Here is a 25,993-nt window from a genome sequence, read left to right on the forward strand (position 1 = left end):
CTAGAAAAAATACTAATTTCTTTGAACATTCGCATCTGAAGTATCGAAAGGACGCACAAATTCTTCAATCCCTGCCCGTTTTGGTTCTAAAAATGGCGGTAATGATAATTTTTCGCCAGCGTGTTCATAGGTTTCATCCTCTAAAAATCCAGGACCATCGGTTGCCAGTTCAAATAAAACATGTGTTGCTGCCAAGAAATATTCAGATTTAAAGTAAAAACGTTCCACAAAGCCAGAATTAGGAAATTCCAAACGATTAATTTTTTCAATCCAGAAACGTAGTGCTTCCTCATCGGCAACGCGCAAGGCTAAGTGATGGACATTGCCGTAGCCTTCTTGGGCCGCTGGCAAATCTTCTCGATGCTCTACGATAATGCTGGCACCATTCCCACCTTCGCCAACTTCAAATAAATGGAAACTACCTTCAGCATCAATCAATTTGAACCCTAAAACTTCAGTTAAAACTAGTTGCAGATGTTCGTAATTTTCGACAGTTACAAAGGCTGGTCCTAAGCCGATTAAAGCATGTTCACTAGGAACGTTAGATTTTTTCCAAGGCGTGCCGGCTGCAACACCTTGGTTCTTTTCATCAGAAATAAGTTGGTAACGTTGATTGTCAAAATCTTCAAATTCTAAATACTTTTTACCAAAACGTTCTTGAATTTCTCCATGATCAATTGCATATTCATTAAAGCGTGATACCCAGTAATCCAAAGCAGCATCATCTTTTACACGGAAGGAAGTACGAGAAATTGTATTGGTTCCTTTGGTTCCTTTAGGTAAGCCTGGGAAGTCAAAGAAAGTCATGTCTGTTCCGGGAGAGCCGGCATCATCAGCAAAAAATAAATGATATGTTTCAATATCGTCTTGGTTGACAGTCTTCTTAATTAAACGTAGACCTAAAATATCGGTGAAAAAGTGATAAATTTTTTCAGCACTTGAAGTCATGGCAGTGACGTGGTGTAAACCTAAAATTTGTGTATTCATAATAAAAATCCTCCTAAAAGAAAAATAATTTTTTAATTAACTAACTTACTAAAAGTAAGTTTAAATGATTAGTCCTAAAAATGCAAAAGAAATGTCTCGAATTCGAACTATTATTTTTTAGTTGATTTTTTTTAAAAATAAGAATATAATAGCCTGAGATATTTTAATACATAAACTTTCGTAAACATCGCCGGATGCTTGCGACTAAAGTGTTAATGAACAGTTCTTAGGCCATAGCTGAACTGTTTGTTGGCACTTTTTTTGTTTGGAAGGGAAGGAAAACAAGATGAGTAAAGCTTGGTTAAAAGTTATTTTTGGCGCTTTTTGTGAAGTGATTTGGGTCATTGGCATGAAGCATAGTACAACATGGTGGGAGATTTTAGGGACAGTAATCGCAATCTTTATCAGTTTTTATGCGCTGATTAAAGCAGGAGAGGAATTGCCAGTCGGCACAGCCTATGCTGTATTTGTCGGCTTAGGTAGTGCTGGAACTATTGTAACAGATCATTTTTTATTCCACACACCATTGGGCATAGGAAAAGGTCTTTTTCTGTTGCTGTTATTAATAGGTGTAATTGGCTTAAAAATGGTAACTGGAAATAAAGAGGAGGAAACAAGATGAGTTGGTTATACTTAGTTATTGCAGGCTGTTTTGAAATCTTTGGCGTAGGTTCAATTAAATTATTTACAACAAAAAAAGACTTACGTTCATTGTTAATTTTAATTCTAGCGTTTAGTGGTAGTTTTTTATTTTTATATTTAGGGATGAGACAACTACCGATGGGCGTTTCTTATGCAGTTTGGACAGGAATTGGTACAGCAGGAGGCGCTATTTTAGGAATGCTCTTAGGTGAATCAAAAGACCCACGCCGGATATTTTTTATTTTTTTAATCATTGTTTCTGTGATTGGTTTAAAATTAATTGGTTAGAAAGCGAGAGAACATTGTTTGGATTAATGAAAGATCGGTGAGTAAAATTTAAAAAGAGACAGAACCAAATGCGGTGTTCTGTCTCAAAATAGCTTTTATTTTACGAGGTTACTATAACGTGTCGCAAATTCATTGTTGTAGGACTTGCCGTTGACATCTTGACCAACGTCCCAATTTGCAGACCAAGTCATTAAGCCACGGATAGGATTACCGTCTTTTGCTAACTGATCAAAAGTTTTGGCTACAGGGGTAGCCTCAACGACATAGCCGCTACCAGCCGCATCCCGATTTGCTGGTAAACCAAGGACTAATTTATCGTTTGGTATCTGTAGATAGCCGCGCGTGCCATGGATTAATGAATCAGACATATAATAGAGGAACTCGTATTTTAGAGCATCGTTGCTTTGAGCAACCCAAGTCATGATTTCATCAACCCAGACACCGTCGCCGCCTTGGTTATATAATTGTGGGGCAATGTAATCATAATAACCATTTAGGGAAGTAATGTATGTTTCATAAGCGGCACCAGGTTTTAAATAAGGGAATTCTGGCGCCATCGTAATGATGAAATTTTTTCCTTGTGCTCGATAATGGTCTTTGACTATTTTCAACGCAGCAGGGATGACGGTTTGGTTGTCGCCAGCAGTAATCGCCAATTGCTCTAAGTCGATGTCTAAACCATCAAAGCCGTATGTTTCCACTTGACGAATGATTTCATTCGCAAAGGCTTGTTCATCGCCTTTGACTAATTGGATATGTGCATCTGCTCCACCAAGTGCCAATAAAACTGCGCGACCTTGACTATTTAATTGTGCGACTTCTTGTCGGAAGGCAGTGTCCGTTTGGTTATAAGGTTTGAACGTAGGAATCCGTGTCGTACCATCGCTTTTCATGAAGGAAACCGGTACGACATTGTAGGCTTGATTTACTTCTGAAAGGTTCAGTGATGCTGATGTTCCTTGTTTGTAACCATCGCGTCCTTTTGAGGCCCAGTTATGCCAATATCCAACCAACACTTTTTTGCCAGAGATATCTACCATCGTATCCGCAGCATCTGCAGAAGCTTGAGTAGGCGTTAACCACAAGCCAACTGCAACGGTTGAAAGAAGGAGAAAAGCAGGAATTATTTTTTTTAGCTTCATTTTTTGAGAACTCCTTTAATTTAGTTTAAGATGTGAGTATTTTTACTGAATGTTCACATCAATCGCTTGGTAAAAGGCGTTCACCGTATCACCAATGCCCCAGACAGCGTAAATGACATGATAACCTTTGCGGTCTGTCGGAATATTAATTGTTTGTTTAACAACTTTATTAGGAACTTCTTGTTTGCCGTCAATTGAAGCAATTTTGTCGAAGTTTTTAATGTCTAATGGTTGATTGGGATTCCAGCCATTTTTAGTAATATAGTAATCCCAAGAAGCAGTTCTATGTTGGGCAGTTAAGTTCCAAGTGATGTCAAGGGGACCTGTTGTAATGTTTGTTTTGTGCCAACGAGTAGCTGTTTGTTCATCCAAAGGTTCAAAACCTGAGACACCTGCACTGGCTAATTTACCAGTAATAAACGTATTTTTGGGCGCTTCGATACTTTGAGGTTCCCATTGTGCACGACCAACATTTGTATTTAAGTTACCACCAGCAGAACTACCAAAGAAAGCACGACTTCCAGGACTTGCTACGTAACCATGAGCCTCTGAAACAGTAGGGGCCAATGCAGCGCCACCTAAAACAAAACTAAAAGCCAGGACGATTGTTAATAAACTCTTTTTCACGAAAAAAACCTCCTAAAAAATTATTTTGTATGCGCTTACAGATAGGAATATAACATAATAATCTTTCGGATACAAATAATAAGAAATGTTATTTTTAAAAATAAAACAATATTTTTTAAGTAATATTAAGAATGTTTTTAAATAATATAAATAATAGTGTTTTTCAAAGTTTTGTTAATTTTTCATTCGGAATCGCAATTGAAGAAATCACGTGGTATACTTTTAAGAAGAAACAATGACACGAAAGTAGCCATTGGAAAAAGGAGATTATTTCGTGGGAAAAAAACATACATCCTCTTATGAAGTTGCCTACTATGACGGCGATTTTACTGGTGCAATGAAGATACCGGCTTTGTTAGCGGTTGTCATTAAAGTATCAGAAGAACAAACAGAATTACTAGGAAGAGATGCGGCTTATGTCGCTCAATTTGGCCTAGGCTGGGTCATCACCAATTATGAAATAGAGATTCACCGCTTACCAAAAGTTGGTGAAAAAGTAGCAATTACAACGCAAGCTATGAGTTATAACAAATATTTTTGTTATCGTAACTTTTGGGTTCATGATGAAGAAGGCAATGAATGTGTCTTTGTGAAATCAACCTTTGTCTTAATGGATCAAAAAAATCGGAAAATCAGTAGTGTGCTACCAGAAATTATTGCACCTTTTGATTCTGAAAAAATCACTAAAATTTATCGCCATGAAAAAATTGAAAAAGTCACAGAGGGGAACTTTTTACCTTATCGTGTGCGTTTTTTTGATATTGATGGCAATCAACATGTTAATAATGCGATTTACTTTAATTGGTTATTGGATGTGTTAGGGTATGACTTTTTGACAACGCATCAACCGAAAAAAATTCTTGTGAAATTTGATAAAGAAGTAGAATATGGCCAAGAAGTCGAAAGTCATTACGAAATTGTCGAACAAGAAAATCAGTTGAAAACGCGCCATGAGATTCGGATTGATGGTCAAACCTATTGTGAAGCGAATATCGATTGGACCAACTAAGTTGAGATGACGGTTTAGAAAAATAAAAAGTGACGCAGAGGAGGAAGGACATGATTCGCTTAGGATTAACATCTTTTAGTGAACACGACTATTTAACTGGAAAAAAACGGGCCACGCTTTATGAATATGCCAGTCATTTACCGCTAGTTGAAATGGACACGGCGTATTACGGGATTCCTCCCAAAGAACGAGTAGCTGAATGGGTCAAAGCAGTTCCCGAAAACTTTCGCTTTGTCATGAAAGTTTATAGTGGAATCAGTTGTCAAGGTGAGTGGCAAACCTATTATGCAAGTGAAGAAGAAATGATCACCGCTTTTTTAGAAAGTATGGCCCCATTAATTGAAAGTAAAAAATTATTTGCCTTTCTGGTACAATTTTCAGGAACATTTGGTTGTACGAAAGAAAATGTCGCTTACTTGCAAAAAATTCGTCACTGGTTTAAAGACCTACCTATCGCCATTGAATTACGAAATAATTCATGGTATCAACCAAACTTTGTAAAACAAATGTTGCAATTTATGAAAGAAAATCAATTTTCACTTGTGATTGTAGATGAACCGCAGATTCCTACAAATCCAGTGCCCTTTTATCCGTATGTAACGAATCCTAATCTCGTGCTCTTCCGGTTTCACGGACGTAATGCGGCTGGCTGGTTAGCCAATGATGCAGAGTGGCGTAAAAAAAGAACCCTCTATTATTATAATACGCAGGAAATCGCTGATTTAAGCGAAGCTGTTTTAAAAATGTCGCAAGAAGCTAAAGAAGTGGGCGTAATTTTTAATAATAATTCTGGCGGCGATGCCGCAGAAAACGCTCTACAGATGCAAAAAGTCTTGAATTTGAGTTACGATGATTTGAATCCAAAACAATTAGATTTATTTTGAGAAAGAAGGTAGCTGAATGTCTGAAAAGCAATCCCCTTATGAAATGGCTTGTGCCTTCCACGAGGTTTTTAATCCACAACAACCAGAGCAACCAACTGCTTTTTCGCCAGAGCTAGCCAGTCGACGAGCAGAGTTTAAAGTCGAAGAACTTGTGGAATTTTTATATAGTGCTGCTAATAATGACCAAGTGCTTTTTCAACAATTGGTCAACGGATTAAAAAAATCTGTCGATAAAGCAGAGCAGAAAGTCTTGGCGAAAGGCAAACCAGTATCTGATCCTTTAGTGGAGGAAGTGGATGCACTAGTTGATTTATTGTATTTTACTTATGGTTCGTTTTGCTTAATGGGCGTCAATCCAACAAAAATTATTAAAATCGTTCATCAAGCCAATATGGGAAAATTATTTCCAGATGGACAGCCACATTATGATCCGGAAACAAATAAAGTATTAAAACCTGAAAATTGGGAACAAGATTTTGCGCCAGAAGCTAAAATTAAAGCGGAAATTCAACGCCAATTGAAAATTACTGAGACCAATAAAAAAGACGAATGAGAAAACTCATTCGTCTTTTTTATTAATCATGGAAGAACGTCCGATATAAGGCTTTGATGGCTTTTTCCTCTTGTTCTTTTTTGATACCAAACATAATACTTACTTCCGAAGATCCTTGGTTAATCATTTCTAAGTTGATTTTTTCTTTGGCTAACGCCATTGTACTTTCAGCAGTAACCCCAATTCGTTGGCGCATGCCTTCCCCGACAATCATAATCATGGAAAGGTGATGCGTGATGCGTAACTCATCAGGCGCTAAAACTTCTTGGAGTTGAGCCATCAGTCGATTTTCAATTTCAGTTGTTAACTGGTCTTCTCTTAAAACAATCGTGATGTCATCAATTCCTGAGGGCATATGCTCATAGCTTAAGGCTAATTTTTCTAGTACTTCTAAAAGCCGTCGCCCAAAACCTAACTCTCTATTCATTAAATACTTACTAATGTAAATACTTGCGAACCCTTGATCACTAGCAATTCCTACAACAGGGGCATGCTTCACTTTGCGAGAAGTGGTAATTAGGGTGCCAGGATGATGTGGGTTGTTAGTATTTTTGATAACGACTGGAATATTTGCGCGATAGGCAGGCATTAAGGCTTCGTCGTGGAGGACGGCAAATCCTGCATAAGCTAACTCCCGCATTTCTCTGTAGGTCAATTCTTGAATCGTTTGAGGTTGTTCAATAATTCCAGGATGGGCGACATAAATTCCGTCCACATCGGTAAAGTTTTCATACAAATCTGCTTGAACACCTGCGGCAACAATGGACCCTGTGATATCGGAACCGCCACGAGAAAAAGTACAAATTTCGCCGGCTTCTGTATAACCAAAGAAACCTGGAATAACCAAGATTTGTTGAGTCTCACGATAAACACTAATTTTCTCTAAAGCTTTTGGTAAAATGCGGGCATTGCCTGGCTCAGGTGTCACTAGGAGACCTAATTCTTTTGGACTAATGTAGCGAGCATCTAAGCCATTTTGCTTGAAAAAACTGGCAACAACTTTTGCATTATTGTCCTCGCCGCTAGCTAAAAAATAGTCAAATAAAAAAGCATTGTTTTCTTTTGGTAAAGTGGCTAATTGGCGAATCGAAATAGCAATATCAGCTAAAACTGCTTTATCCAAGTGTAATTCATCGAAAAGATCTTCATAACGACGAATGATGGCAGAGATTGTCGATTCAATTTCCTCATTATTTAAGTAGCGCTGATAGTATTGAATCAATAAATCAGTCACTTTAATATCTTGCGGGGTTCGCTTTCCAGGAGCGGATACAACGACAAACGTTCGGCGCGGCTCTTCCTTGACGATTTGTAAGACTTTCTGTAACTGTGGTGCTGATGCTAGCGAGCTACCGCCGAATTTAACTACGTTCACGTTTATCACTCCTGTTTTTAATTATTTTCTCATTTGTAGATTAGTAAAAGGATACCGAAAAACATTTAGAAAAGCAACCACTTATTTTCAGAAAGTTAGGAAATCATGAAAATATTTGTTCTTCATTTTTCCTTAAAATTTTGTTAAACTGTAAAGATATGAGTCGTAACGAAGGAGTTAAATAGTATGACAGAATCCAAAACTGCCATTATTTTTGATATGGACGGTGTCCTAGTAGATAGCGAAGCTTATTATTATGAGCGACGTAAAGCATTTTTAGCGGAATTTGATTTGACCATTGAGGGCCTAACCTTGCCAGAATTAGTCGGTGCGGATATGCGTTCATTATGGCAAAAGATTGAACAAGTCAACAAAAAAGAGCTAGATATTGCTTTTTTAAATGAACAATACATAGCCTATAAAAAAGCGCATCCGATAGATTATTTAGCTGTGCTTGATGAAAATGCGAAACGTGTTTTACAATTTTTAAAAAGACAAGGCTATAAAATCGGATTAGCTTCTTCTTCCACAAAAGACGCAATTGAAGAGGTTTTGACAGTGGGGCAATTAAGTAGTTATTTTGATGCGGTCGTGAGTGGGGAAGATTTCGAAGAAAGTAAACCGGCGCCGGATATTTATCTGCACACGTTACAAGAATTAGCTGTTGCGCCACAGGAATGTATAGCCATTGAAGATTCAGAAAAAGGCATTGCCTCTGCCAAAGAAGCTGGGCTAGAAGTTTGGGCGATGCGCGATGAACACTTTGGGATGGATCAAAGTCAAGCGGATGCCTTCTTAACACAACTAAGTGATATTTGTAAAAAAATTAGTGAAAATCGGATCGATGAAAGCAGTGAATCAACCCCTTCGTAAGAAGATCGCGGGTTTTCTTAAAAAAGTTTGTTATAACTAGTGAATGAATATACAGTTTGTGCTATAATTTTCTATAGGTATTTCTGCAAGAATGCCCTTTTTCAAGGGTCAGGAACAATAGATAACCGTGTGAAGAGAACAAACAACCTTTCTTTTATTATAGAAAAATTATCGGAGGAGCCAAAATGAAGAATAATTGGATTATCATTTTAGTACTAGTAATCGTTATTATTGCTGCGGTGCTATACTTAATTGGTTATTTTATGCGCAAAAAAAATCAAGAACAATTAGATGAATTAGAAGTTCGTAAAGAAGCCCTGTTTGACTTGCCAGTCTTTGAAGAAATCGATGACATTAAAAAAATGCATCTAGTTGGACAGAGTCAAAATAGTTTCCGTGAATGGAATCAACGCTGGGTAGAACTATCGACGCGTTCTTTCGCCGAACTAGAGAGTCAAATTTATGAAGTCGAAAATCAAAATGAAATTTTCCGTTTCATGAAAGCGAAGAAAGCAGTCGTGGAAGCGAATGAAACGATGACCGAAATGGAAGCCGAAGTGGAAGTCATTCGTAATGGCTTGAAAGAATTACGTGAAAGTGAAGAGCGCAATTCATTAGAAGTTCAAAAAGCTTTGGATGTCTATGAAGAATTAAGTAAATCACTAAAAGATGATAAAGCTAGCTTTGGTCCAGCTTACTCCGAAATCCAAAAACAATTAAGAAACGTCGAAATTGAATTCACACAATTTGTCACACTAAATACATCGGGGGACCCAATTGAGGCTCGAGAAGTCCTAGAAGATGCGGAACGTCATACGTATGAATTGGAAGACTTAATGAAACGGATTCCACCAATGTATGAAGAATTAAATGAAACTTTCCCAGATCAATTAAAAGAAATCGAAGAAGGCTACAACCAATTATTAGCTGACGATTATGTGTTCCCTGAACAAAACTTTGCTGAAGAAATTCAACATGCGAAAAAACGTGTCGAGAATTCAATGGCTGATTTAGAGAAAACAGAGATTGCTGCAGTAGAGGTCGCAAATCGCGACACAGCAACGGCGATTGATGCATTATATGAAGTGATGGAACGTGAAATTGAAGCGAAGAAATATGTCGTGACCAATCAAAAAATTATTGACGATTATATTTCTCATTCCTTAAAAAATAACCGTCAATTAATGATTGAATTGGACCATGTATCACAAAGCTACACCTTAAACAACAACGAGCTAGGACGTAGTCGTGGCTTCCAAACGGAAATTGAAGAAATTATCCGCCGTCAAAAAGACTTGGAACCTCGAATGAAAGAACATACCGTTCCTTACTCTGAAATTCAAGCGTTCTATAAAGAATGCTATAAGATTTTAGATGATATTGAAAATCAACAATTAGAAATCGATGCTTCATTGAAAGAACTAAGAAAAGGCGAAAAAGTCGCCCAAGAAAAAGTCGACGAATACGAATTCCGTTTACGGAGTATCAAACGATATGTTGAAAAGCAACGATTACCAGGTTTGTCTGCTGATTACTTAGAATTTTTCTATGTGGCAACGGATCGAATTGAAGATTTAAGCCGAGCCTTAAATAAAATGCGCATTAACATGGATGAAATCAATCGTTTGTGTGACTTATGCGAAGATGATTTAGAGTTATTAGATAAGAAAACAAAAGATTTAGTCAATGCAGCAGCTCTGACAGAACAAATGATGCAATATGCAAACCGCTATCGTCATACTCACGAGAACATCCGAGCGGCTTTAGATAAAAGCATGTATTTATTCTCGACAGAATTCCGTTATCAAGATGCATTAGATGAAATTGGAACGGCATTGGAAGCTGTTGAGCCAGGAGCGTTCAAACGAATCGAAGATTTTTATTTTAAAAATATCAATAACCCTAATTTAACAGCAATTTAATTAAACAATCACTAAACAGAGGTTTGTCGACAGACAAGCCTCTGTTTTTTATGGCGTGGGGGTGACTTGAAGTGATACTTTAGAAAGTATATAATGGGAAAGAATTTTAAAAAAGAAGGGTGACAAATGATTTATTTTGATAATAGTGCAACTACACCGATTTACTCCCAGGCTTTAGATACATATGTAAAAACCAGTCAGCGGATTATTGGCAATCCGTCTAGCCTACATGACTTAGGCAGCCAAGCGAATCGGCTCTTACAACAAGCACGGAAGCAGATTGCGGAGCTAATCGATGTTTCAGCAAATGAAATCTATTTTACAAGTGGCGGAACTGAAGGAGATAACTGGGTTTTAAAAGGAACGGCAATCGAAAAACGAGAATTTGGTAATCATATTATTATTTCTGCAGTGGAACATCCAGCAGTTACAGAAACAGCGGAACAATTAGTCGAACTAGGTTTTGAACTTTCTTATGCGCCAGTGGATAAAGAAGGTCGTGTAAAAGTCGAGGAATTACAGAAATTAATTAGAAAAGAAACGATTTTGGTTTCTGTTATGGCAGTGAACAATGAAGTGGGAACGATTCAACCAATTAAAGAAATCAGCGAGGTTTTAGCGGAGTTTCCTAAAATTCATTTTCATGTAGACGCGGTTCAAGCAATTGGGAAAGTTAATTACTCAGAGTGGTTAACGGATCGGGTGGATTTTGCAACGTTTTCTGCACATAAATTTCATGGACCACGAGGCATTGGTTTTATGTATTGGAAACAAGGAAAACGTTTAGCGCCGCTTTTAACAGGAGGCGGGCAAGAAAACAACCAACGCAGTGGGACAGAAAACGTACCAGCAATTGTGGCAATGGCCAAAGCGTTACGCTTGCATTTAGAGAACGAACAACAACGGCCGCAACATGTGGCGACATTACGGAGTTATTTATTAAAGGCGCTAGAAGAATTTCAAAATGTGACTGTTTTTTCACAAGATAATGAACATTTTGCGCCACACATTTTATGTTTTGCTTTGAAAGGGATTCGCGGCGAAGTGCTAGTCCATGCATTGGAAGAAAAACAGATTTATATTTCGACTACGAGTGCTTGTTCTAGCCGAAAAAAAATGGCTAGTAGCACCTTGTATGCCATGCATGTGCCTGGGGAATTGGCGACTTCCGCTGTGCGCATTAGTTTAGATGAAAGCAATACAATGGCAGAAATTGAACAATTTATGATTGTTTTTAACCAACTTTATCAAAAATTTTCTCGTGTAAATTAATAAAAAATAAGTTGGAGCCTAGAAATAGGCTCCGACTTATTTTTGCTCTCTTTATCGATTGAAGCGGTAGCCACTACCCCAGAGTGTTTCAATTGGAGAGTCAGAAAGATTGGCTTTTTTTAATTTTTCCCGAATCCGTTTAATATGAACAACGACAGTCGAAACCTCAGTATCTAAGGCATCAAACCCCCAGACACTTTCAAAAAGTTCTTCTTTATTCCACACACGGTTAGGATGTTCCATCAAGAAAACCAGCAATTTGTATTCTTTGCTTGTAAAAATAACTTCATTTTCTAAAACAAACACTTTGTGGGCGGCAGTGTCGACAGCGATTTCATTGATTTTTAGTAATTGTGGTGGTTGTTCTGCTTTGCTTAACAATTGATAACGGTTCATATGGGCTTTTGCTCGAGCGACTAATTCATTGGGACTAAACGGCTTGATTATATAATCATCCGCACCTAAGCCAAGCCCACGAATTTTATCAATATCTTCTTTTTTAGCCGAAACAATCATGATCGGCGTTTGCTTTTTTTTTCGAATTGCACGACAGATTTCAAAACCATCCATAGTTGGCAGCATCACATCTAAAATAATTAAATCAAAGGGCTCATTTAAAGCTGCTTCCAATCCTTTTTTTCCATCATGTTCAATTGTGACAGTCATATCGTTAATTTCTAAATAATCTTTTTGCAAATCAGCAATGCTTGGATCATCTTCAATAATTAATACATGTGGTTTCATTTTTCATCCTCCAACAACGGCAGCGTAATTATCACGTTGGTGCCGTCTCCTTTTTTACTTGTGACAGTGATTGTTCCCTGATGATAGTCAATAATTTGTTTGACAATACTTAATCCCAAGCCGCTTCCTTTAACTGTTGGGGTTCGAGATTTGTCTACACGATAGAAGCGTTCGAATAAATAAGGTAATTCTTTTTTATCGATACCAATGCCGTTATCTGTAATGGTTAAAACTAAGTCTGTTTGATTATGCGTTAAAGAAATCGTAAAGGCTAGTTGTTCTTTAGTGGGATCCGCAAATTTAATGCTATTTTGAATTAGATTGGTAATCACGCGATTCATCTGCGTGGGATCCATTTGAACGTATAAAGCTTCGGTGGGAAGTACAGAAGTGATCACGAGTTCTTGTTCCAAACGGTATTCTTCAAGAATATGTGCAATAAAACGAGTGAAATTGGTCTTTTCCATTGTAAAGACAGCACGATCTAGGTCTAATTTAGAATACAAAAATAATTCTTCAATTAAATCATTGAGGCCTAAACTTTTTTCATGAATGACCGTTAAATAGCGCTGTTTTTTTTCTTCAGTATTGGCAACGCCATCCATCAAACCTTCAACGTAACCAATAATAGAAGTAATTGGTGTTTTTAAGTCATGAGAAATATTTGCAATTAATTCTTTCCGATTAGCTTCATATTTTTCGCGTTCCGCATTGGCTTCTTCTAAATCTTGCCACATTTGTTCAAAACTAAGTTGGAGCTGTTTGACTTCTGTTGAGACGGTTTGGTGGCTAGTTGGTGTAAATGGATTTTCTTTTTGGGCATCCTTACCCAATGTTTTAGTCGCTTTTTCTAATGCTTCTAATGGCTCGATAGTAGTTTTGGTTAAGCGCTTATTAATGAGCCAAGCTGCCGCAATTGCTACAAGGATAATTAACAAAATCATCCAGATAATCCAGCGTGTGAAGAACTCAAAAAGGCTGCTTTCGCGTTTCAAGACAATAAAGCTCCCGTTAGAACCATCTAAATAATGAAAATCGGATTTGATATAATGATATAGACGCCCTGCATTATCCAGTGTGCCAGTTGGCATAATATTATTCATTTCGTAGTTTGGAATATGTACAGACAAAGATTTTTCTACTAAATTATCCGAATAATAAGGAAACCGTGCATTCTTTCGAATAATCACACTTAATCCTTTTGCCTCAATTGTTTGAATCGTTTCCTTTAATTCTTTACTTAAAGGCGTATCTAGTAATTTCGGTGACTTTTTTAACAATTGATCTAAGGCCAAATAACTTTCTTCTTCGTTAGCGGTCAATGGTCGTTGCTTATTCATCATTCGGTAAGCTTGGGGCAAACTGGGGACAGTTCCTAACGTGATGTAAGAAGCTAAGGATAAAACAGCTAAAACAGAGGCTAAAGTAATAATGATGGCACTAATATAAGAAATAAAAAAGCGGCGTTTAATGGTCAAAAGCGTCCCTCCTAGTGGTTTTAATCTATTTCTTACTTATAGTGTATTACAAGTGAACAAAAAAAAGCTAGTATTGTTATTAACTTTTTTTCATTTGTTTATAATTTGTTCATTTTTCGGCAAGTAGGAGTTTATAAGGCTTTGCTATTCTAAATATATCAAAAAGAAAAAGGGGATTACCAATCATGAAAAAGAAAAAAGTTTTTAGTGCGCTTACCTTATTAACCTTTAGTACGTTGTTGATTGCAGGCTGTGCTGGCGGAGCCAACTCTGCAACAGATAAATCAAGTGCAGCTAGCTCAAGCACTGCAGTCTCTAGTTCAGCAGAAGCAGCTAAAGAGCAATCAAAAGGACAAGAATTAACAGAAATTTTATCCAGTACTGATTGGCAAGGCACAAAAGTTTACGACAAAAATAATAATGATTTAACAGCAGAAAATGCTAATTTTATTGGTTTAGCAAAATATGATGGTGAAACAGGTTTTTATGAATTTTTCGACAAAGAAACAGGTGAAACCCGTGGCGATGAAGGCACATTCTTTGTGACAGACGATGGCGAAAAGCGTATCTTAATTTCGGATACACAAAACTATCAAGCGGTGGTCGATTTAACGGAAGTGACGAAAGATAAATTTACCTATAAGCGAATGGGTAAAGATAAAGACGGGAAAGATGTAGAAGTCTTTGTAGAACATATCCCTTATTCTGACGAGAAATTAACCTTTACGAATGGCCGTAAAGATTTAGAAACAGAAACTGGCAAGATTGTTACCAGTGAACCTGGGGATGACATTTTAGGGGCTACATTATGGAATGGCACGAAAGTTTTAGATGAAGACGGTAACGATGTTACTGAAGCAAATAAAATGTTTATTAGTTTAGCGAAATTTGATAATAAAACAAGTAAATATGAATTCTTTGATTTAGAAACGGGTAAAACCCGTGGAGATTTTGGTTACTTCCAAGTAATTGATAATAACAAAATCCGGGCCCACGTTTCAATTGGTGACAATAAATATGGAGCTGCGTTAGAATTAACAGAATTAAATGATAAACGTTTTACGTATACACGAATGGGTAAAGACAACAATGGCAAAGAAATTAAAGTCTTTGTAGAACATGAACCATATGAAGGAGACTTTACGCCAGACTTCACGTTCTAATTGGTCAATCACGAGTGGATGAAGCGGTCAAAAGGAAGTAAAGGATTCTTTTGACCGCTTCATTTTTAACAAAAAAATAGTTTATAGTTGTTTTTAATCGTTTATAAATTGTTCATTTTTCTGACAGTGGTAGTTTAGAATCGTTTGTTAAGATAGGTTTATCAAAGAAAAGGAGCGATGCTTTATGAAAAAGAAAGTATTAAGTTCGATTACTTTAGTAACATTAAGTACGTTACTTATAGCAGGTTATGCAAGTCCAGCATTTGCAGGTCATGCAGCCAATCCAAATAGTGCTACAGCAAATTTAGGCAAACATCAAAACAATGGCCAAACAAAAGGCGATAAGGTGACTAAGATTTTATCTGGCACGGACTGGCAAGGAACCCGAGTTTATGATGCTGCAGGTAATGATTTAACGGCAGAAAATGCTAATTTTATTGGGTTAGCAAAATATGATGGTGAAACCGGTTTTTACGAGTTTTTCGACAAAAACACTGGGGAAACCCGTGGTGACGAAGGAACATTTTTTGTGACAGGTGATGGCACAAAACGAATTTTAATTTCGCGGACACAAAATTATCAAGCCGTAGTGGATTTAACCGAAGTGAGTAAAGACAAATTTACTTACAAGCGTTTAGGGAAAGATAAACTGGGGAATGATGTTGAAGTTTACGTGGAACACATCCCTTATCATGGGAAAAAATTAGCTTTTACAAATGGACGTGAAGCATTAACCAATCAAACTGGCAAAATTGTGACAAATAAATCAGGGGATAAAATTTTAGGAACAACCTTGTGGAATGGCACAAAAGTCGTAGATAAAAACGGTAATGATGTGACAGCGGCCAATCAAAATTTCATTAGTTTAGCGAAATTTGATCCAAACACAAGTAAATATGAATTTTTCAATTTACAAACAGGTGAAACCCGCGGCGATTTTGGGTACTTCCAAGTGGTGGACAATAACAAGATTCGGGCCCATGTATCTATTGGGACGAATCGTTACGGTGCGGCGCTAGAATTAACGGAACTAAACAATGATCGATTTACGTATACTCGAATGGGTAAAGATAATGCTGGGAATGATATTCAAGTGTTCGTGGAACATGAACCTTACCAAGGCACATATCATCCAGCCTTTACTTTCTAAAAGTCTCTTGTCTTCTCTCTTATTTAACAAAAGAACGTCCCCCAACGTTCTTTTGTTTTCTCTTCCTCTATAAATAAATTGTTATTAGTTATAATTAAATATTATTATTAAGATAATTATAATGATTATTATTTAATAATTTGTTCATGTTATGGACAGGTGGAGTTAATAACTACTTGCTATCCTTAAATTATCAAAAGGAAAGGGAGTAGTCGTTTATGAAGAAAAAAATCGTTGGTACAATTACGTTGTTGGCTTTAAGTGCGTTATTAGTTGGTGGAGCAGGAGGGGCTTTGACGGCAGAAGCATACGTTCCTCAAAGCGTAGACAATCCCAATAATTTAGGGGATTTACCTGAGTATTTACGTTCAGTTGGTATTCGGCAAGATGAAATGTTATCGGAAAAAGATTGGGCAGGTCAACGTGTCTATGATAAAAATGGGACCGACTTAACCGCTGAAAATCAGGATTTATTACATGCAATTAAGTTTGATGCAACCACTAGTTTCTATGAATTTTTTGATAAAGAGACTGGAGAATCAACAGGAGATGAAGGAACCTTCTTTATGACCGCTGGTATTACAGATGTTTCCCGTCTTGTAATTATTTCTGAAACCAAAAATTATCAAGGTGTATACCCACTTAGAACTTTATACCAAGATACTTTTACGTATAGACAGATGGGTAAAGATAAAAACGGAAATGATATTGAAGTTTTCGTAGAAAACAAAGCAACCTCAGGTCCAGTTTATGGTCGTCCGCAGCCATACCCCAATAATCGTCCCAGAACACTAGAATTCACGAATGGACGCCGTGCCATGACAGAACAAACAGGCCAGATTGATGTAAATCGACAAGGGGATGAAATTATTGGTAAAACTTCCTTTGATGGGACACCGCAACTTCTTTGGAATGGCACAAAAGTAGTGGATAAAGATGGCAATGACGTAACTTCGGCCAACCAAAACTTTATCAGCTTAGCGAAATTTGACCAAGACAGCAGCAAATATGAATTTTTCAATTTACAAACTGGTGAAACTCGTGGCGACTATGGCTACTTTAAAGTAGGAAATCAAAATAAATTCCGTGCCCATGTGTCCATTGGAACCAATCGCTATGGCGCTGTCTTAGAATTAACAGAATTGAATGATAATCGTTTTACGTACACACGAATGGGTAAAGATAACGAAGGAAACGATATCCAAGTCTATGTGGAACATGAACCATACCAAGGAACTTTTAATCCTGAATTTACCTTTTAAGAACAAAACATACGAATGGAAACCAAAAAAAGTTTCGACTTCTTTTGGTTTCTCTCTTTTTAAAATAGAAAAACAGAGAAAGCGTTTTAATCGACAAATAAAAAAAGATTCGTTAGATTAGAACCACTGGAGAAAAATCTCATATTTCTCTCGAGGAAAGGAAGTTGAGCACAATGAACAAAAAAATTTTAATGGGGCTATTAAGTGTCATGACCATTCCATTACTTGCTGCGTGTCAAGGAGGAGAAACACCCTCCGCAGCGTCAAAAAATAGTCAAACGGTGACTACTCAAAGTAGTGCAAAAACTGAAAGCACCAGTACAACCCGTTCGGTGGCTCAAACAACATCAAAAGAGGAAGTGAAAGAACCGATGAAGACCTATGAAGTGGGTGCGCTTTTAGAAGCAGCCAATCAACGAGATACGAAGAAGGTCAAGGAAATTTTACAAAATACTACTTATCAAGTGGATGAAGTCGACACAGAAGGCAACACACCGCTCAATATCGCTGTTCACAATAATGACATTGAGATTGCAAAAGCGTTGATTGATCGGGGTGCCGATATTAATCTGCAAAATATCATTAGTGATAGTCCCTATCTTTATGCGGGAGCGCAAGGACGTACGGAGATTTTAGCGTATATGTTAAAAAATGCGACCCTAGATTTAAATAAGCATAACCGTTACGGTGGCAATGCGTTAATTCCGGCAGCTGAAAAAGGACATATTGACAATGTGAAGCTCTTGTTAGAAGATGGACGAGAAGACATAGATTTCCAAAATGACTTTGGCTATACAGCATTGATTGAGGCAGTGGGGTTACGTGAAGGGAACCAACTTTACCAAGATATTGTAAAATTGTTAATGGAAAATGGTGCGGATCAATCCATTAAAGACAATTCTGGTCGAACAGCAATGGACTATGCCAATCAAAAAGGTTATACGGAAATTAGTAAAATTTTAGCACAGTACAACTAAGTATTGTGTCCTTTCGGGAAGGAATAAATACAGGTAGGAGTGAAGGAAAGCATGAATTATTGGTTAAAAAATGTTCGAATTGAAACAGGGTATCAAAAAGAAGGTGACTGGTTATCTGGGACAGTAACCAAAGAAGTGGCAATTGAAGTAACAGATGGAGTATTTACGAAAATCATCCCCAATGAAGAATTGGTAGAAGAACCTGGGTTGACAATTATTGATGGTCACCATCAATTGATTTTACCAGGTTTGATTGAAAAACATTGTCACTTTGATAAAAGTAAACTAGGTGTTCCGTGGTATCCGGTGACGCCAGCGAAGTCAATTGTGGAACGTGTCGAAGCAGAAATCCCTTATTTAGATAGTTTAGAACTTTCTTTAACAGAACGCGCCAATCATTTAATTGACTTAGAATTACCACATGGCGCGACAGCCTTCAGAACACATGTCGACGTGGAACCGATGACAGACTTACGTTATTTTGATGAAGTCCAAGCGTTGGCCCAAACGAAACCATTTGCGGTAGAAATTGTCGTCTTTCCACAGCACGGCTTACTACGTTCAGATTCCGTTGAATTAGTTGATCAAGCATTGGCAAAAGGTGCCGATTTTATTGGTGGCGTGGATCCTTATTCACTAGATGGTGATTACAAAAAATCATTGGCTGAAACATTCCGCTTAGCAGATAAACATGGTGTCGGTGTGGATATTCATTTACATGACCGTCACGAAGCTGGGACAACAACGATTAAAGAAATTATCCGTTTAACGAAAGAATATGGCCTACAAGACAAAGTATTTATCAGCCATGCCTTCGGGTTAAATGATTTCATTGGTGAAGAACGTGCCGAAGCTTATGATGCTTTAGCAGCAGAAAAAATTCATATTAATTCCAGCGTGCCAATCACACCTAATACGATTCCGCCAATTATGGAATTGTTACGTCATGGAGTCAATGTCCATCTTGGTTGTGACAATATCTACGATTGCTGGTCTCCCTATGGTGATGGTTCATTACAAGAAAAATTGGCTCGTTTAGGTGAACTTTTTAATGTGAAAGATCAAGATGCTTTAACCCAATTATTGGGCTTAGTGACAGATGGTGTCACAACTTTAGACGAACAAGGGCAAGCAAATTGGCCGCAAGTTGGTGCTGAAGCAACTTACTTACTCACTGAAGCAGAATGTGCGGCGGCTTTTGTCGCTCGTCAGACACCGGTGGAAATCAGTGTGGTAAAAGGAACCACACTTTATCAAAAATAACAAAAAGAAGCGAGATTTCTCGCTTCTTTTTGTTATGCTTATCGTTCCTTCAGCCAGCTATCCAATTGCTCAAATAAAGTGATGACCGAAGGATCTTTGGTTTGTTTTAAAAAATCATGTTCTAAATAGTAAACCGCTTTAAAGGTACTCTTAGGAATGGTCCGTCCGATTTTTTTGCTATAGCGGAACGGCACTTCTTCGTCTGAGCTGCTAGCTGTACTGAAACAAGGTGGAAAAGTTTTTAATGTTTCGTCTGACAGTGCGTAAGCAGACCAGTCCCCATTTTCTGGTAATCCGTAAAAGTGCGGCAATAGCGCTTGCTGAATACTGTAATGATACAGCAGATAGCGAGAAAGAAAAGGATCATCCCAAACAGGCTTCGTTTGGTCGATAGCAGCTATTTCTTTAGCGGAAATGGCTTGCTTTAATAATTTCCGTGGCTCTTTAATAAATTCTAAATCTGTATAGCCGTAAAAATTGACTAAAAATTGTGGCGTCAAATTTAATGTTTGTAATTGTTTGGTTAACTGTAACATTAAATAACCGCCAGCGGAACGTCCGCACAAACCAAAGGGCTGGTTTTGAATAATCGCTTCGTTTAGCAATTGGAAGGTTTCTGTTAGTGTCCCTAAGATGTGATCGATTTTTGTATTTGGAGCCAACAAATAGTCCAGTGCTAAAACGGTATAGCCATTGCTTGTAAACAGCTCCTTCAGTTCTTCTGGTAAATCACTTTTGGTTCCATAAATCATCCCGCCACCGTGTAAATAGACGACATAGTTCGTTGATTCAGTCGTAGCGGGGTAGATAGTAACTGTTGCGCCATTAGCGAGTGTTTGATTGTTTTTCAAGTGCACGTCTCCTCATCTTTATAATGTATGTGGCAATTTCATAATTTAACAATTGCAAGGGATTGGCTAAGTCAATATCAAGAAGTTGTTCCACTTTGTTTAAACGATAACGAATCGTTTTTGAATGAAGGAACATCGCTTCAGAGGTCTGTTTATAATTGCGATTATTTTGGAAAAAACTGTACAAGGTTTCAAACAAATCGTAGTTATTTTCGGCTAATTGATAAAGTGCGCGAGGAATTAATTCGTCTAAATTTTCCAATTGGTCTTCGCGGATAAAATTTTTAAATACCCCGATATCGGCTAAGGTGACAATTGGTCCGTTATAAAAAGTTTCATTAAAGCGCAGAATGTCCAGACATTCAATCAGTAGCTCTTTAATCCCTTCTCGTGATTTTAAACTGCTGACGGCGACGGTAAGCGTGTCGTTTTCTTCTAAAAGTTCAGCTAATAAACGACTTAATTGCAGCTTTGTAATTTTTCCATCACTTTCATTGAAGTTAAAAAGGACCGCCGAATAATTTAGCTGATCAAAGAAGATGGATTTCACACGCAGGGTACGAAGTAAGGCAATAATTCGTTCTTTCATGAGTTGTGTATTGGTGTCTTTGGTAGAAAAAGCAATCGCTTGGTAAGAATCTAGCTCTTGCATTTGCACTTCACGAAGCAAACTGTTTAGCTCGTCAGGATTTTGCGGTGTATTTTGTAAAATAGCATCCGCTAAGTTGTTCAAACGAGTATACCGTTCTTTTTTTAACAAATTTTCGGTATTGAATTTTTCTTGTAAGACATCAATCGCATTTTCGATAATCACTAAATCCGTTTCTTTAACCTTTTCATCTTGTAAATAAACCAGAAGTAAACAATTAGTGGAATAACTATTGAAAATAGAAACTTCTAGTGCCAACTGTTTTTTGGGGTTGGCATGAGAATAAAGTGTTAAAAGAGAGTAATCATTTTTAGTGAACTCACTGTTTTTTAGTTTTTCTCTTGAGAGCACAATCGCATCATGGGGTAAGTCACCATCGCTAATTTCCAGATGTTTATCCAACATTTTTAAAGCGAAGGGTAATTTAATGATGTCATAAAATTCTTGCATAATCGTCTCAACCGTTGGGTAGTGGCGCTCTAATTTGGTGAAACGTTGGCGCACATCGTAATACGTACGTAAGACATGCGACTGATAATTCAACAAAGGCTCGTAAATCGTAAATAGAATTTTTTCATAGCTAATGTCTTGTGTGATTTTAATTAAAGGAATTTCATAATTGAAACATAATTCGATAAACCACTCTGGAATCATTTTAATGAATCGATCTGTTTTCAAAATTAAGCCGCTGATGCCAATTCGGCGCATCTTTACGAAAAAATTTTCCAACTCTTTTTCGGGTAGATCATGCAATGCGTAGAAAGAAGTCAAAATTAACTGATTCTTTCTACTCCAGTTCTCAATGTCAATCGCTTCTAAGACCATTGCCGAGTCAACTTCATTGTCTAAACCAATCTCTTTCGTCAAAATTTTACCTTTTTTTAAGTCACCTATCGATAATAACTCTCTTAATTTCATCGTTTTCTCCTTTTTTCCTCTTATGGATAAAAATTATACCATTTTTTTAGAATTATGTCCGATGAAAACACTTTCTCGTTTCGATACAATAGCATTGTAAGGAATAGATAGGAGGATGAACAATGTTACACACAGTAATTTTGAAAAACAATTACCAAGACTCCATCAACTTAATGTTATTGACCAATAAAATCAATGCATTAGATGGTGTAACCATGAGTCAAATCATGATGGGAACAGATGCCAACAAAGACATCCTTAACAACACAAACTTGTTAACGGATGAGGCCAATAGTGCGTCTGCAAACGACATGATGATTGTGGTTGACAGCGAAAAAGAAAACATCATGGAAGAAGTTATGCCAGCGATTGATGAATTCTTAGATGATTTATCAGCAAAGGGAACTAGTGAAGAAGCACAAGCAGCAACTTCTTGGTCAGAAGCGTTTGATCTTTTACCAGAGGCGAATGTAGCGCTATTCAGTATTCCTGGTGAATATGGTGCGCCAGAAATGGAACGTGCCTTAAAAAATGATTTACACGTGTTCTCTTTCACGGATAATGTGTCAATTGAAGATGAAGTACGTTTGAAAAAATTAGCGCATGAAAAAGGCTTACTAATGATGGGCCCTGACTGTGGAACTGGTATTATCTCAAGTATTCCAATCGCCTTTACAAATGTTGTTTCTCCAGGAAACATTGGCGTTGTTGGTGCTTCAGGAACAGGGATTCAAGAAGTTACAACGATTATTGACCGCTTAGGTGGCGGAGTTGTTCACGCCATTGGTACTGGTGGTCGTGACTTAAGCGACAAAGTAGGCGCTATCACAGTGAAAGATGCTATTGTGGCTTTAGAAAATCACGAACCAACCGATGTGATTACAGTTATTTCTAAACCACCTGCAAAAGAAGTTCGTGATGAAGTGGTTGAATTATTACAAAGTATTTCAAAACCAGTCGTTGCGATTTTCTTAGGAGAAAAACCAACAAGTCACGAAGGCAAAGTTTATCTAGCTCATACATTAGAAGAAACAGCTAAAATTGCTGTTGATTTAGCAAATGATGTGGCCGTGAAGAAAAATTACTTTGAAGCATTAGCAAAACCAGCTGTACCAACATTACCAGAAGATAAAGTTGTAAAAGGCTTATATTCAGGTGGTACATTAGCTTCTGAAGCAGGTATGTTAATTTCTGAAGCTTTAGATCTTGGCGGTTTAGTGAAAGCAGAAGGTTATGTCTTGAAATCTCACGGTTATGAAGTCATTGACTTAGGCGATGATATGTATACACAAGGTCGTCCGCACCCAATGATTGACCCAGATGTTCGTATCGAAAAAATTCGTGAATACGCACAAGATGAAAAAACTGGGATTATCTTATTCGATGTGGTGTTAGGCTACGGTGCTCATGAAGACATGGTTGGTGCATTGTTACCAGCAATTGAAGAAGCGCGTGCCACAGCCAAAGAAGCCGGACGTGATCTTTACTTTGTTGCAACTGTTTGTGGGACTACGAAAGATCCGCAAAATTACCAATCGTCGGTTGATCGTTTGAAAGAAGGCGGCGTTTTAGTTGCAGAAAGCAATGCTAAAGCTGTTCAATTAGCTCTATTGCTAAAAGGAATCGAAATTTCAGAAGACGATAAAGAAGTGGTTGCTTACAACGGACCAACTGTCGATGTACCAAAACCAGGCGAAAAAGTAATGGAACTATTAACAACCAAACCAAGAATTATTAACGTTGGGTTGCAAAGCTTTACAGAATCAATCGTTGATTACGGTGGCGAAACCGTTCAATTTAACTGGCGTCCACGTGCTAACGGCAATAAAAAAATGATTAAAATTTTGGATGCTTTGGAAGATTACAGTGAACAAATCGAAGCTGAAAATCACAAAGTAACAGACAAAATTAAAAATGCACAACCATTCTTAGTAGATGTGGTACCTGCGAAATCAGTGATTCCAGAATTAAATGATGATGCACAAAAAACATTACTTCATGCTGGACCACCAATCCAATGGTCTGAAATGACTGGACCAATGAAAGGTGCTTGTATCGGAGCTGCATTATTCGAACGTTGGGCAGACAATGAAGAAGATGCTTTGAAGATTTTTGAAGCTGGCGAAGTACGTTTCATTCCTTGTCACCATGTAAAAGCAGTTGGACCAATGGGCGGTATTACTTCTGGTAATATGCCAGTCTTTGTTGTAGAAAATCGCTTAGAAGGTAACGAAGCATACTGTATCTTGAATGAAGGTATCGGTAAAGTATTGCGTTTTGGTGCTTATTCACAAGAAGTAGTTGATCGTTTAGATTGGATTAAAGATGTTTTAGGACCAACTATTGCGAAAGCCTTGAAACTTTCTGAAGAAGGCTTGAACTTAAACGTATTGATTGCGCGCTCTATTACAATGGGTGACGAGTTCCACCAAAGAAATATTGCCGCATCTTTGAACTTCTTAAAAGAATTGTCTCCATTAATTATCAAAACAGATATTCCAGAAGATCAAAAATACGAAGTAATCAAATTCTTAGCTGACACAGATCAATTCTTCTTAAATGTCATGATGGCAACTGGAAAAGCAATTGTTGATGGTGCCCGTAAAGATACCAACGGAACGATTGTCACAACTATGACTCGTAACGGCGTGAACTTTGGGGTTCGGATTGCAGAAACAGGCGATCAATGGCATACCGCACCAGTAAATACACCAAAAGGTCTTTACTTCACTGGTTTCAGCGAAGAAGACGGAAATCCTGATGTCGGGGATAGTGCAATTACTGAAACAGTAGGCGTTGGAGCAATGGCTATGGTAGCTGCACCTGGCGTAACACGGTTTGTTGGTGCAGGTGGCTTTGAAGATGCGTTAGCAACCTCAAATGAAATGGCAAAAATCTGTGAAGGACACAACCCAACATTCTCAATTCCAACTTGGGATTTCCAAGGAACTTGTTTAGGAATTGATATCCGTAAAGTGGTGGAATTAGGAATTACACCAATCATCAATACAGGGATTGCACACAAAAATGCCGGTGTTGGTCAAATTGGTGCAGGGACAGTTAGAGCACCTCTAGGCTGTTTTGAAAAAGCCCTAGAAGCGTATGCTGAGAAACTAGGCATTACGGTTGAATAACCAACTAGTCATTAGTGACTACATTTTTCCTATCCACCAATATGGCAAGATGGGAACCATTCACAGTGTTTTTGAACGTTCATTTAATCTGAAAGTCCAGGATCAATTAATCAATGTTGCAAACTTCCATAATTATTTATCAAGCTTTGGTATGTTTTTGCCAGATCAATTGTTTCAAGAAATCTTTCCGTATGTACAACAAGGTAATAAAGTCAAAATCACAGAAAATCAGTTGACCTTTTACAGTACAGTCGGCGTGAAAACGATCCAACTCACACCTGCCGAGGTCGTTTCTTTAAACATTACTCATTTCAAGTTAGAAAAAGACCAATTACGCTTGTTGCGAGACCGCTTATTAGCGAGAAACTTAGAACGTAGAATTGGCCTGCCTTTAGACGAACGAGCAAAGCATATTTTCAAAAAAATGAGCCAAAAACAAAAAGTTTGGACACTATCGGAATGGCAAGAAGTAACGAATTATCTGATTGGTCGGGGCAAAGGGTTAACCCCGAGTGGTGATGACATTTTAGTAGCGTATCAAACAATTCTGTTCATACTTGCTGATGAAAGAGTTGCGGCGTTAGCCGCTACTCTTTCGGCAGCAAATTTATCCACAACAGATGTTAGTAAAGGCTATATTGCAAGCTCGGCTAAAGGATATGTAAATTCATTGTTGTATCAGTTACTCTTGGATTTGGAGAACCATCGGGATAATAGAGTTGACGAAAATATTGACAGAATTATACAAATCGGACATTCCTCTGGTAAAGATATGTCATTTGGAATGTTACTAGCTTTACAATCTGTAGAGTTAGATGAGAAGTGAGGAG

The 25,993-nt window shown here is 37.6% G+C and carries 23 protein-coding genes; 15 read left to right on the plus strand and 8 right to left on the minus strand.

What is annotated here, in order from left to right; translation table 11 throughout:
* Positions 1–12 precede the first annotated feature (12 nt).
* Positions 13–987 (minus strand): ring-cleaving dioxygenase, encoded by a 975-nt coding sequence (locus IGL23_RS01665; protein ID WP_002355221.1) that lies wholly within the window; start codon positions 985–987, stop codon positions 13–15.
* A gap of 265 nt (positions 988–1,252) precedes the next feature.
* On the opposite strand from IGL23_RS01665, the gene IGL23_RS01670 reads away from it, so the two are divergent.
* A complete protein-coding gene (locus tag IGL23_RS01670; protein ID WP_016622053.1) occupies positions 1,253–1,609 on the plus strand; it encodes a DMT family transporter in 357 nt (118 codons plus the stop codon).
* The gene (locus IGL23_RS01675) at positions 1,606–1,917 is read left to right on the plus strand and encodes a DMT family transporter (protein ID WP_002361148.1); all 312 of its coding nucleotides are present in this window, start codon (positions 1,606–1,608) and stop codon (positions 1,915–1,917) included. The genes IGL23_RS01670 and IGL23_RS01675 overlap by 4 nt, the downstream gene beginning before the upstream one ends.
* A 95-nt stretch (positions 1,918–2,012) precedes the next feature.
* On the opposite strand, the gene IGL23_RS01680 is transcribed toward IGL23_RS01675, so the two are convergent.
* Both IGL23_RS01680 and IGL23_RS01685 read right to left on the minus strand, forming a co-directional pair.
* Complete coding sequence (locus IGL23_RS01680; RefSeq protein WP_002364979.1) at positions 2,013–3,059, minus strand: chitinase; 1,047 nt, start codon at positions 3,057–3,059, stop codon at positions 2,013–2,015.
* Positions 3,060–3,101: 42 nt separating this feature from the next.
* Positions 3,102–3,686 carry a lytic polysaccharide monooxygenase gene (locus IGL23_RS01685; protein WP_002355225.1) on the minus strand — a complete coding sequence of 195 codons (585 nt, stop codon included), beginning with the start codon at positions 3,684–3,686 and terminating at the stop codon, positions 3,102–3,104.
* 274 nt (positions 3,687–3,960) lie between these two features.
* On the opposite strand from IGL23_RS01685, the gene IGL23_RS01690 reads away from it, so the two are divergent.
* The 3 genes from IGL23_RS01690 to IGL23_RS01700 are packed head-to-tail and all read left to right on the plus strand — an operon-like array spanning position 3,961 to position 6,132.
* Complete coding sequence (locus tag IGL23_RS01690) at positions 3,961–4,695, plus strand: acyl-ACP thioesterase domain-containing protein (protein ID WP_002355227.1); 735 nt, start codon at positions 3,961–3,963, stop codon at positions 4,693–4,695.
* 50 nt (positions 4,696–4,745) lie between these two features.
* Positions 4,746–5,579 (plus strand): DUF72 domain-containing protein, encoded by an 834-nt coding sequence (locus tag IGL23_RS01695; protein ID WP_033594671.1) that lies wholly within the window; start codon positions 4,746–4,748, stop codon positions 5,577–5,579.
* Positions 5,580–5,595: 16 nt separating this feature from the next.
* On the plus strand, positions 5,596–6,132 hold the full coding sequence (locus tag IGL23_RS01700) for a cof family protein (RefSeq protein ID WP_010709191.1): 537 nt from the start codon (positions 5,596–5,598) through the stop codon (positions 6,130–6,132).
* Between the two features lie 22 nt (positions 6,133–6,154).
* Here IGL23_RS01700 and IGL23_RS01705 read toward each other — a convergent pair whose 3' ends face one another.
* The gene (locus tag IGL23_RS01705; protein WP_002391510.1) at positions 6,155–7,507 is read right to left on the minus strand and encodes an aspartate kinase; all 1,353 of its coding nucleotides are present in this window, start codon (positions 7,505–7,507) and stop codon (positions 6,155–6,157) included.
* Positions 7,508–7,693: 186 nt separating this feature from the next.
* On the opposite strand from IGL23_RS01705, the gene IGL23_RS01710 reads away from it, so the two are divergent.
* The 3 genes from IGL23_RS01710 (at position 7,694) to IGL23_RS01720 (ending at position 11,574) form a co-directional block, all read left to right on the plus strand.
* Positions 7,694–8,380, plus strand: coding sequence for an HAD family hydrolase (locus IGL23_RS01710; protein WP_002355232.1), 687 nt, complete (start codon positions 7,694–7,696; stop codon positions 8,378–8,380).
* Between the two features lie 185 nt (positions 8,381–8,565).
* The gene (gene ezrA, locus IGL23_RS01715; protein WP_002355233.1) at positions 8,566–10,302 is read left to right on the plus strand and encodes a septation ring formation regulator EzrA; all 1,737 of its coding nucleotides are present in this window, start codon (positions 8,566–8,568) and stop codon (positions 10,300–10,302) included.
* Between the two features lie 126 nt (positions 10,303–10,428).
* Complete coding sequence (locus tag IGL23_RS01720; protein ID WP_010777364.1) at positions 10,429–11,574, plus strand: cysteine desulfurase family protein; 1,146 nt, start codon at positions 10,429–10,431, stop codon at positions 11,572–11,574.
* A gap of 51 nt (positions 11,575–11,625) precedes the next feature.
* Here IGL23_RS01720 and IGL23_RS01725 read toward each other — a convergent pair whose 3' ends face one another.
* Positions 11,626–12,318 carry a response regulator transcription factor gene (locus IGL23_RS01725; RefSeq protein WP_002355236.1) on the minus strand — a complete coding sequence of 231 codons (693 nt, stop codon included), beginning with the start codon at positions 12,316–12,318 and terminating at the stop codon, positions 11,626–11,628.
* The gene (locus tag IGL23_RS01730; RefSeq protein ID WP_050443313.1) at positions 12,315–13,658 is read right to left on the minus strand and encodes a sensor histidine kinase; all 1,344 of its coding nucleotides are present in this window, start codon (positions 13,656–13,658) and stop codon (positions 12,315–12,317) included. Before IGL23_RS01730 ends, IGL23_RS01725 begins: the two co-directional genes overlap by 4 nt.
* Before the next feature lie 323 nt (positions 13,659–13,981).
* On the opposite strand from IGL23_RS01730, the gene IGL23_RS01735 reads away from it, so the two are divergent.
* From IGL23_RS01735 to IGL23_RS01755, 5 genes are all read left to right on the plus strand, one after another.
* Positions 13,982–14,959 carry a DUF4822 domain-containing protein gene (locus IGL23_RS01735; protein ID WP_002358366.1) on the plus strand — a complete coding sequence of 326 codons (978 nt, stop codon included), beginning with the start codon at positions 13,982–13,984 and terminating at the stop codon, positions 14,957–14,959.
* Between the two features lie 184 nt (positions 14,960–15,143).
* On the plus strand, positions 15,144–16,109 hold the full coding sequence (locus IGL23_RS01740) for a DUF4822 domain-containing protein (protein ID WP_010821353.1): 966 nt from the start codon (positions 15,144–15,146) through the stop codon (positions 16,107–16,109).
* Positions 16,110–16,327: 218 nt separating this feature from the next.
* Positions 16,328–17,371: a DUF4822 domain-containing protein gene (locus tag IGL23_RS01745; protein WP_033594279.1), complete on the plus strand. Its 1,044-nt coding sequence runs from the start codon at positions 16,328–16,330 to the stop codon at positions 17,369–17,371.
* Between the two features lie 173 nt (positions 17,372–17,544).
* Positions 17,545–18,348: an ankyrin repeat domain-containing protein gene (locus IGL23_RS01750; protein ID WP_033594278.1), complete on the plus strand. Its 804-nt coding sequence runs from the start codon at positions 17,545–17,547 to the stop codon at positions 18,346–18,348.
* Positions 18,349–18,399: 51 nt separating this feature from the next.
* Positions 18,400–19,611 (plus strand): amidohydrolase family protein, encoded by a 1,212-nt coding sequence (locus IGL23_RS01755; protein WP_033594277.1) that lies wholly within the window; start codon positions 18,400–18,402, stop codon positions 19,609–19,611.
* 38 nt (positions 19,612–19,649) lie between these two features.
* Here the strand turns inward: IGL23_RS01755 and IGL23_RS01760 are convergent, their stop codons facing one another.
* Both IGL23_RS01760 and IGL23_RS01765 read right to left on the minus strand, forming a co-directional pair.
* The gene (locus tag IGL23_RS01760; RefSeq protein WP_033594276.1) at positions 19,650–20,462 is read right to left on the minus strand and encodes an alpha/beta hydrolase; all 813 of its coding nucleotides are present in this window, start codon (positions 20,460–20,462) and stop codon (positions 19,650–19,652) included.
* Positions 20,437–22,029 carry a PucR family transcriptional regulator gene (locus IGL23_RS01765; protein ID WP_002355248.1) on the minus strand — a complete coding sequence of 531 codons (1,593 nt, stop codon included), beginning with the start codon at positions 22,027–22,029 and terminating at the stop codon, positions 20,437–20,439. Before IGL23_RS01765 ends, IGL23_RS01760 begins: the two co-directional genes overlap by 26 nt.
* Before the next feature lie 122 nt (positions 22,030–22,151).
* Here IGL23_RS01765 and fdrA point away from each other — a divergent pair, with 122 nt between their 5' ends.
* Positions 22,152–25,163: a DUF1116 domain-containing protein gene (gene fdrA / locus IGL23_RS01770; protein WP_002355249.1), complete on the plus strand. Its 3,012-nt coding sequence runs from the start codon at positions 22,152–22,154 to the stop codon at positions 25,161–25,163.
* Entirely contained in the window at positions 25,156–25,989 is an 834-nt protein-coding gene (locus IGL23_RS01775) for a DUF2877 domain-containing protein (protein WP_033594275.1), read from the plus strand. Before fdrA ends, IGL23_RS01775 begins: the two co-directional genes overlap by 8 nt.
* Positions 25,990–25,993 lie beyond the last annotated feature (4 nt).

The sequence above is a fragment of the Enterococcus sp. MSG3299 genome, assembly GCF_050555765.1.
Classification (GTDB): Bacteria; Bacillota; Bacilli; order Lactobacillales; family Enterococcaceae; genus Enterococcus; species Enterococcus faecalis.

Coding starts and splice junctions, on each gene's coding strand:
- IGL23_RS01745 (WP_033594279.1), top strand. CDS start 16,328: ATGAAGAAAAAAATCGTTGGTACAATTACGTTGTTGGCTTTAAGTGCG.
- IGL23_RS01700 (WP_010709191.1), top strand. CDS start 5,596: ATGTCTGAAAAGCAATCCCCTTATGAAATGGCTTGTGCCTTCCACGAG.
- IGL23_RS01695 (WP_033594671.1), top strand. CDS start 4,746: ATGATTCGCTTAGGATTAACATCTTTTAGTGAACACGACTATTTAACT.
- IGL23_RS01735 (WP_002358366.1), top strand. CDS start 13,982: ATGAAAAAGAAAAAAGTTTTTAGTGCGCTTACCTTATTAACCTTTAGT.
- IGL23_RS01675 (WP_002361148.1), top strand. CDS start 1,606: ATGAGTTGGTTATACTTAGTTATTGCAGGCTGTTTTGAAATCTTTGGC.
- IGL23_RS01665 (WP_002355221.1), bottom strand. CDS start 987: ATGAATACACAAATTTTAGGTTTACACCACGTCACTGCCATGACTTCA.
- IGL23_RS01710 (WP_002355232.1), top strand. CDS start 7,694: ATGACAGAATCCAAAACTGCCATTATTTTTGATATGGACGGTGTCCTA.
- IGL23_RS01680 (WP_002364979.1), bottom strand. CDS start 3,059: ATGAAGCTAAAAAAAATAATTCCTGCTTTTCTCCTTCTTTCAACCGTT.
- IGL23_RS01750 (WP_033594278.1), top strand. CDS start 17,545: ATGAACAAAAAAATTTTAATGGGGCTATTAAGTGTCATGACCATTCCA.
- fdrA (WP_002355249.1), top strand. CDS start 22,152: ATGTTACACACAGTAATTTTGAAAAACAATTACCAAGACTCCATCAAC.
- ezrA (WP_002355233.1), top strand. CDS start 8,566: ATGAAGAATAATTGGATTATCATTTTAGTACTAGTAATCGTTATTATT.
- IGL23_RS01765 (WP_002355248.1), bottom strand. CDS start 22,029: ATGAAATTAAGAGAGTTATTATCGATAGGTGACTTAAAAAAAGGTAAA.
- IGL23_RS01725 (WP_002355236.1), bottom strand. CDS start 12,318: ATGAAACCACATGTATTAATTATTGAAGATGATCCAAGCATTGCTGAT.
- IGL23_RS01720 (WP_010777364.1), top strand. CDS start 10,429: ATGATTTATTTTGATAATAGTGCAACTACACCGATTTACTCCCAGGCT.
- IGL23_RS01755 (WP_033594277.1), top strand. CDS start 18,400: ATGAATTATTGGTTAAAAAATGTTCGAATTGAAACAGGGTATCAAAAA.
- IGL23_RS01730 (WP_050443313.1), bottom strand. CDS start 13,658: ATGAATAAGCAACGACCATTGACCGCTAACGAAGAAGAAAGTTATTTG.
- IGL23_RS01740 (WP_010821353.1), top strand. CDS start 15,144: ATGAAAAAGAAAGTATTAAGTTCGATTACTTTAGTAACATTAAGTACG.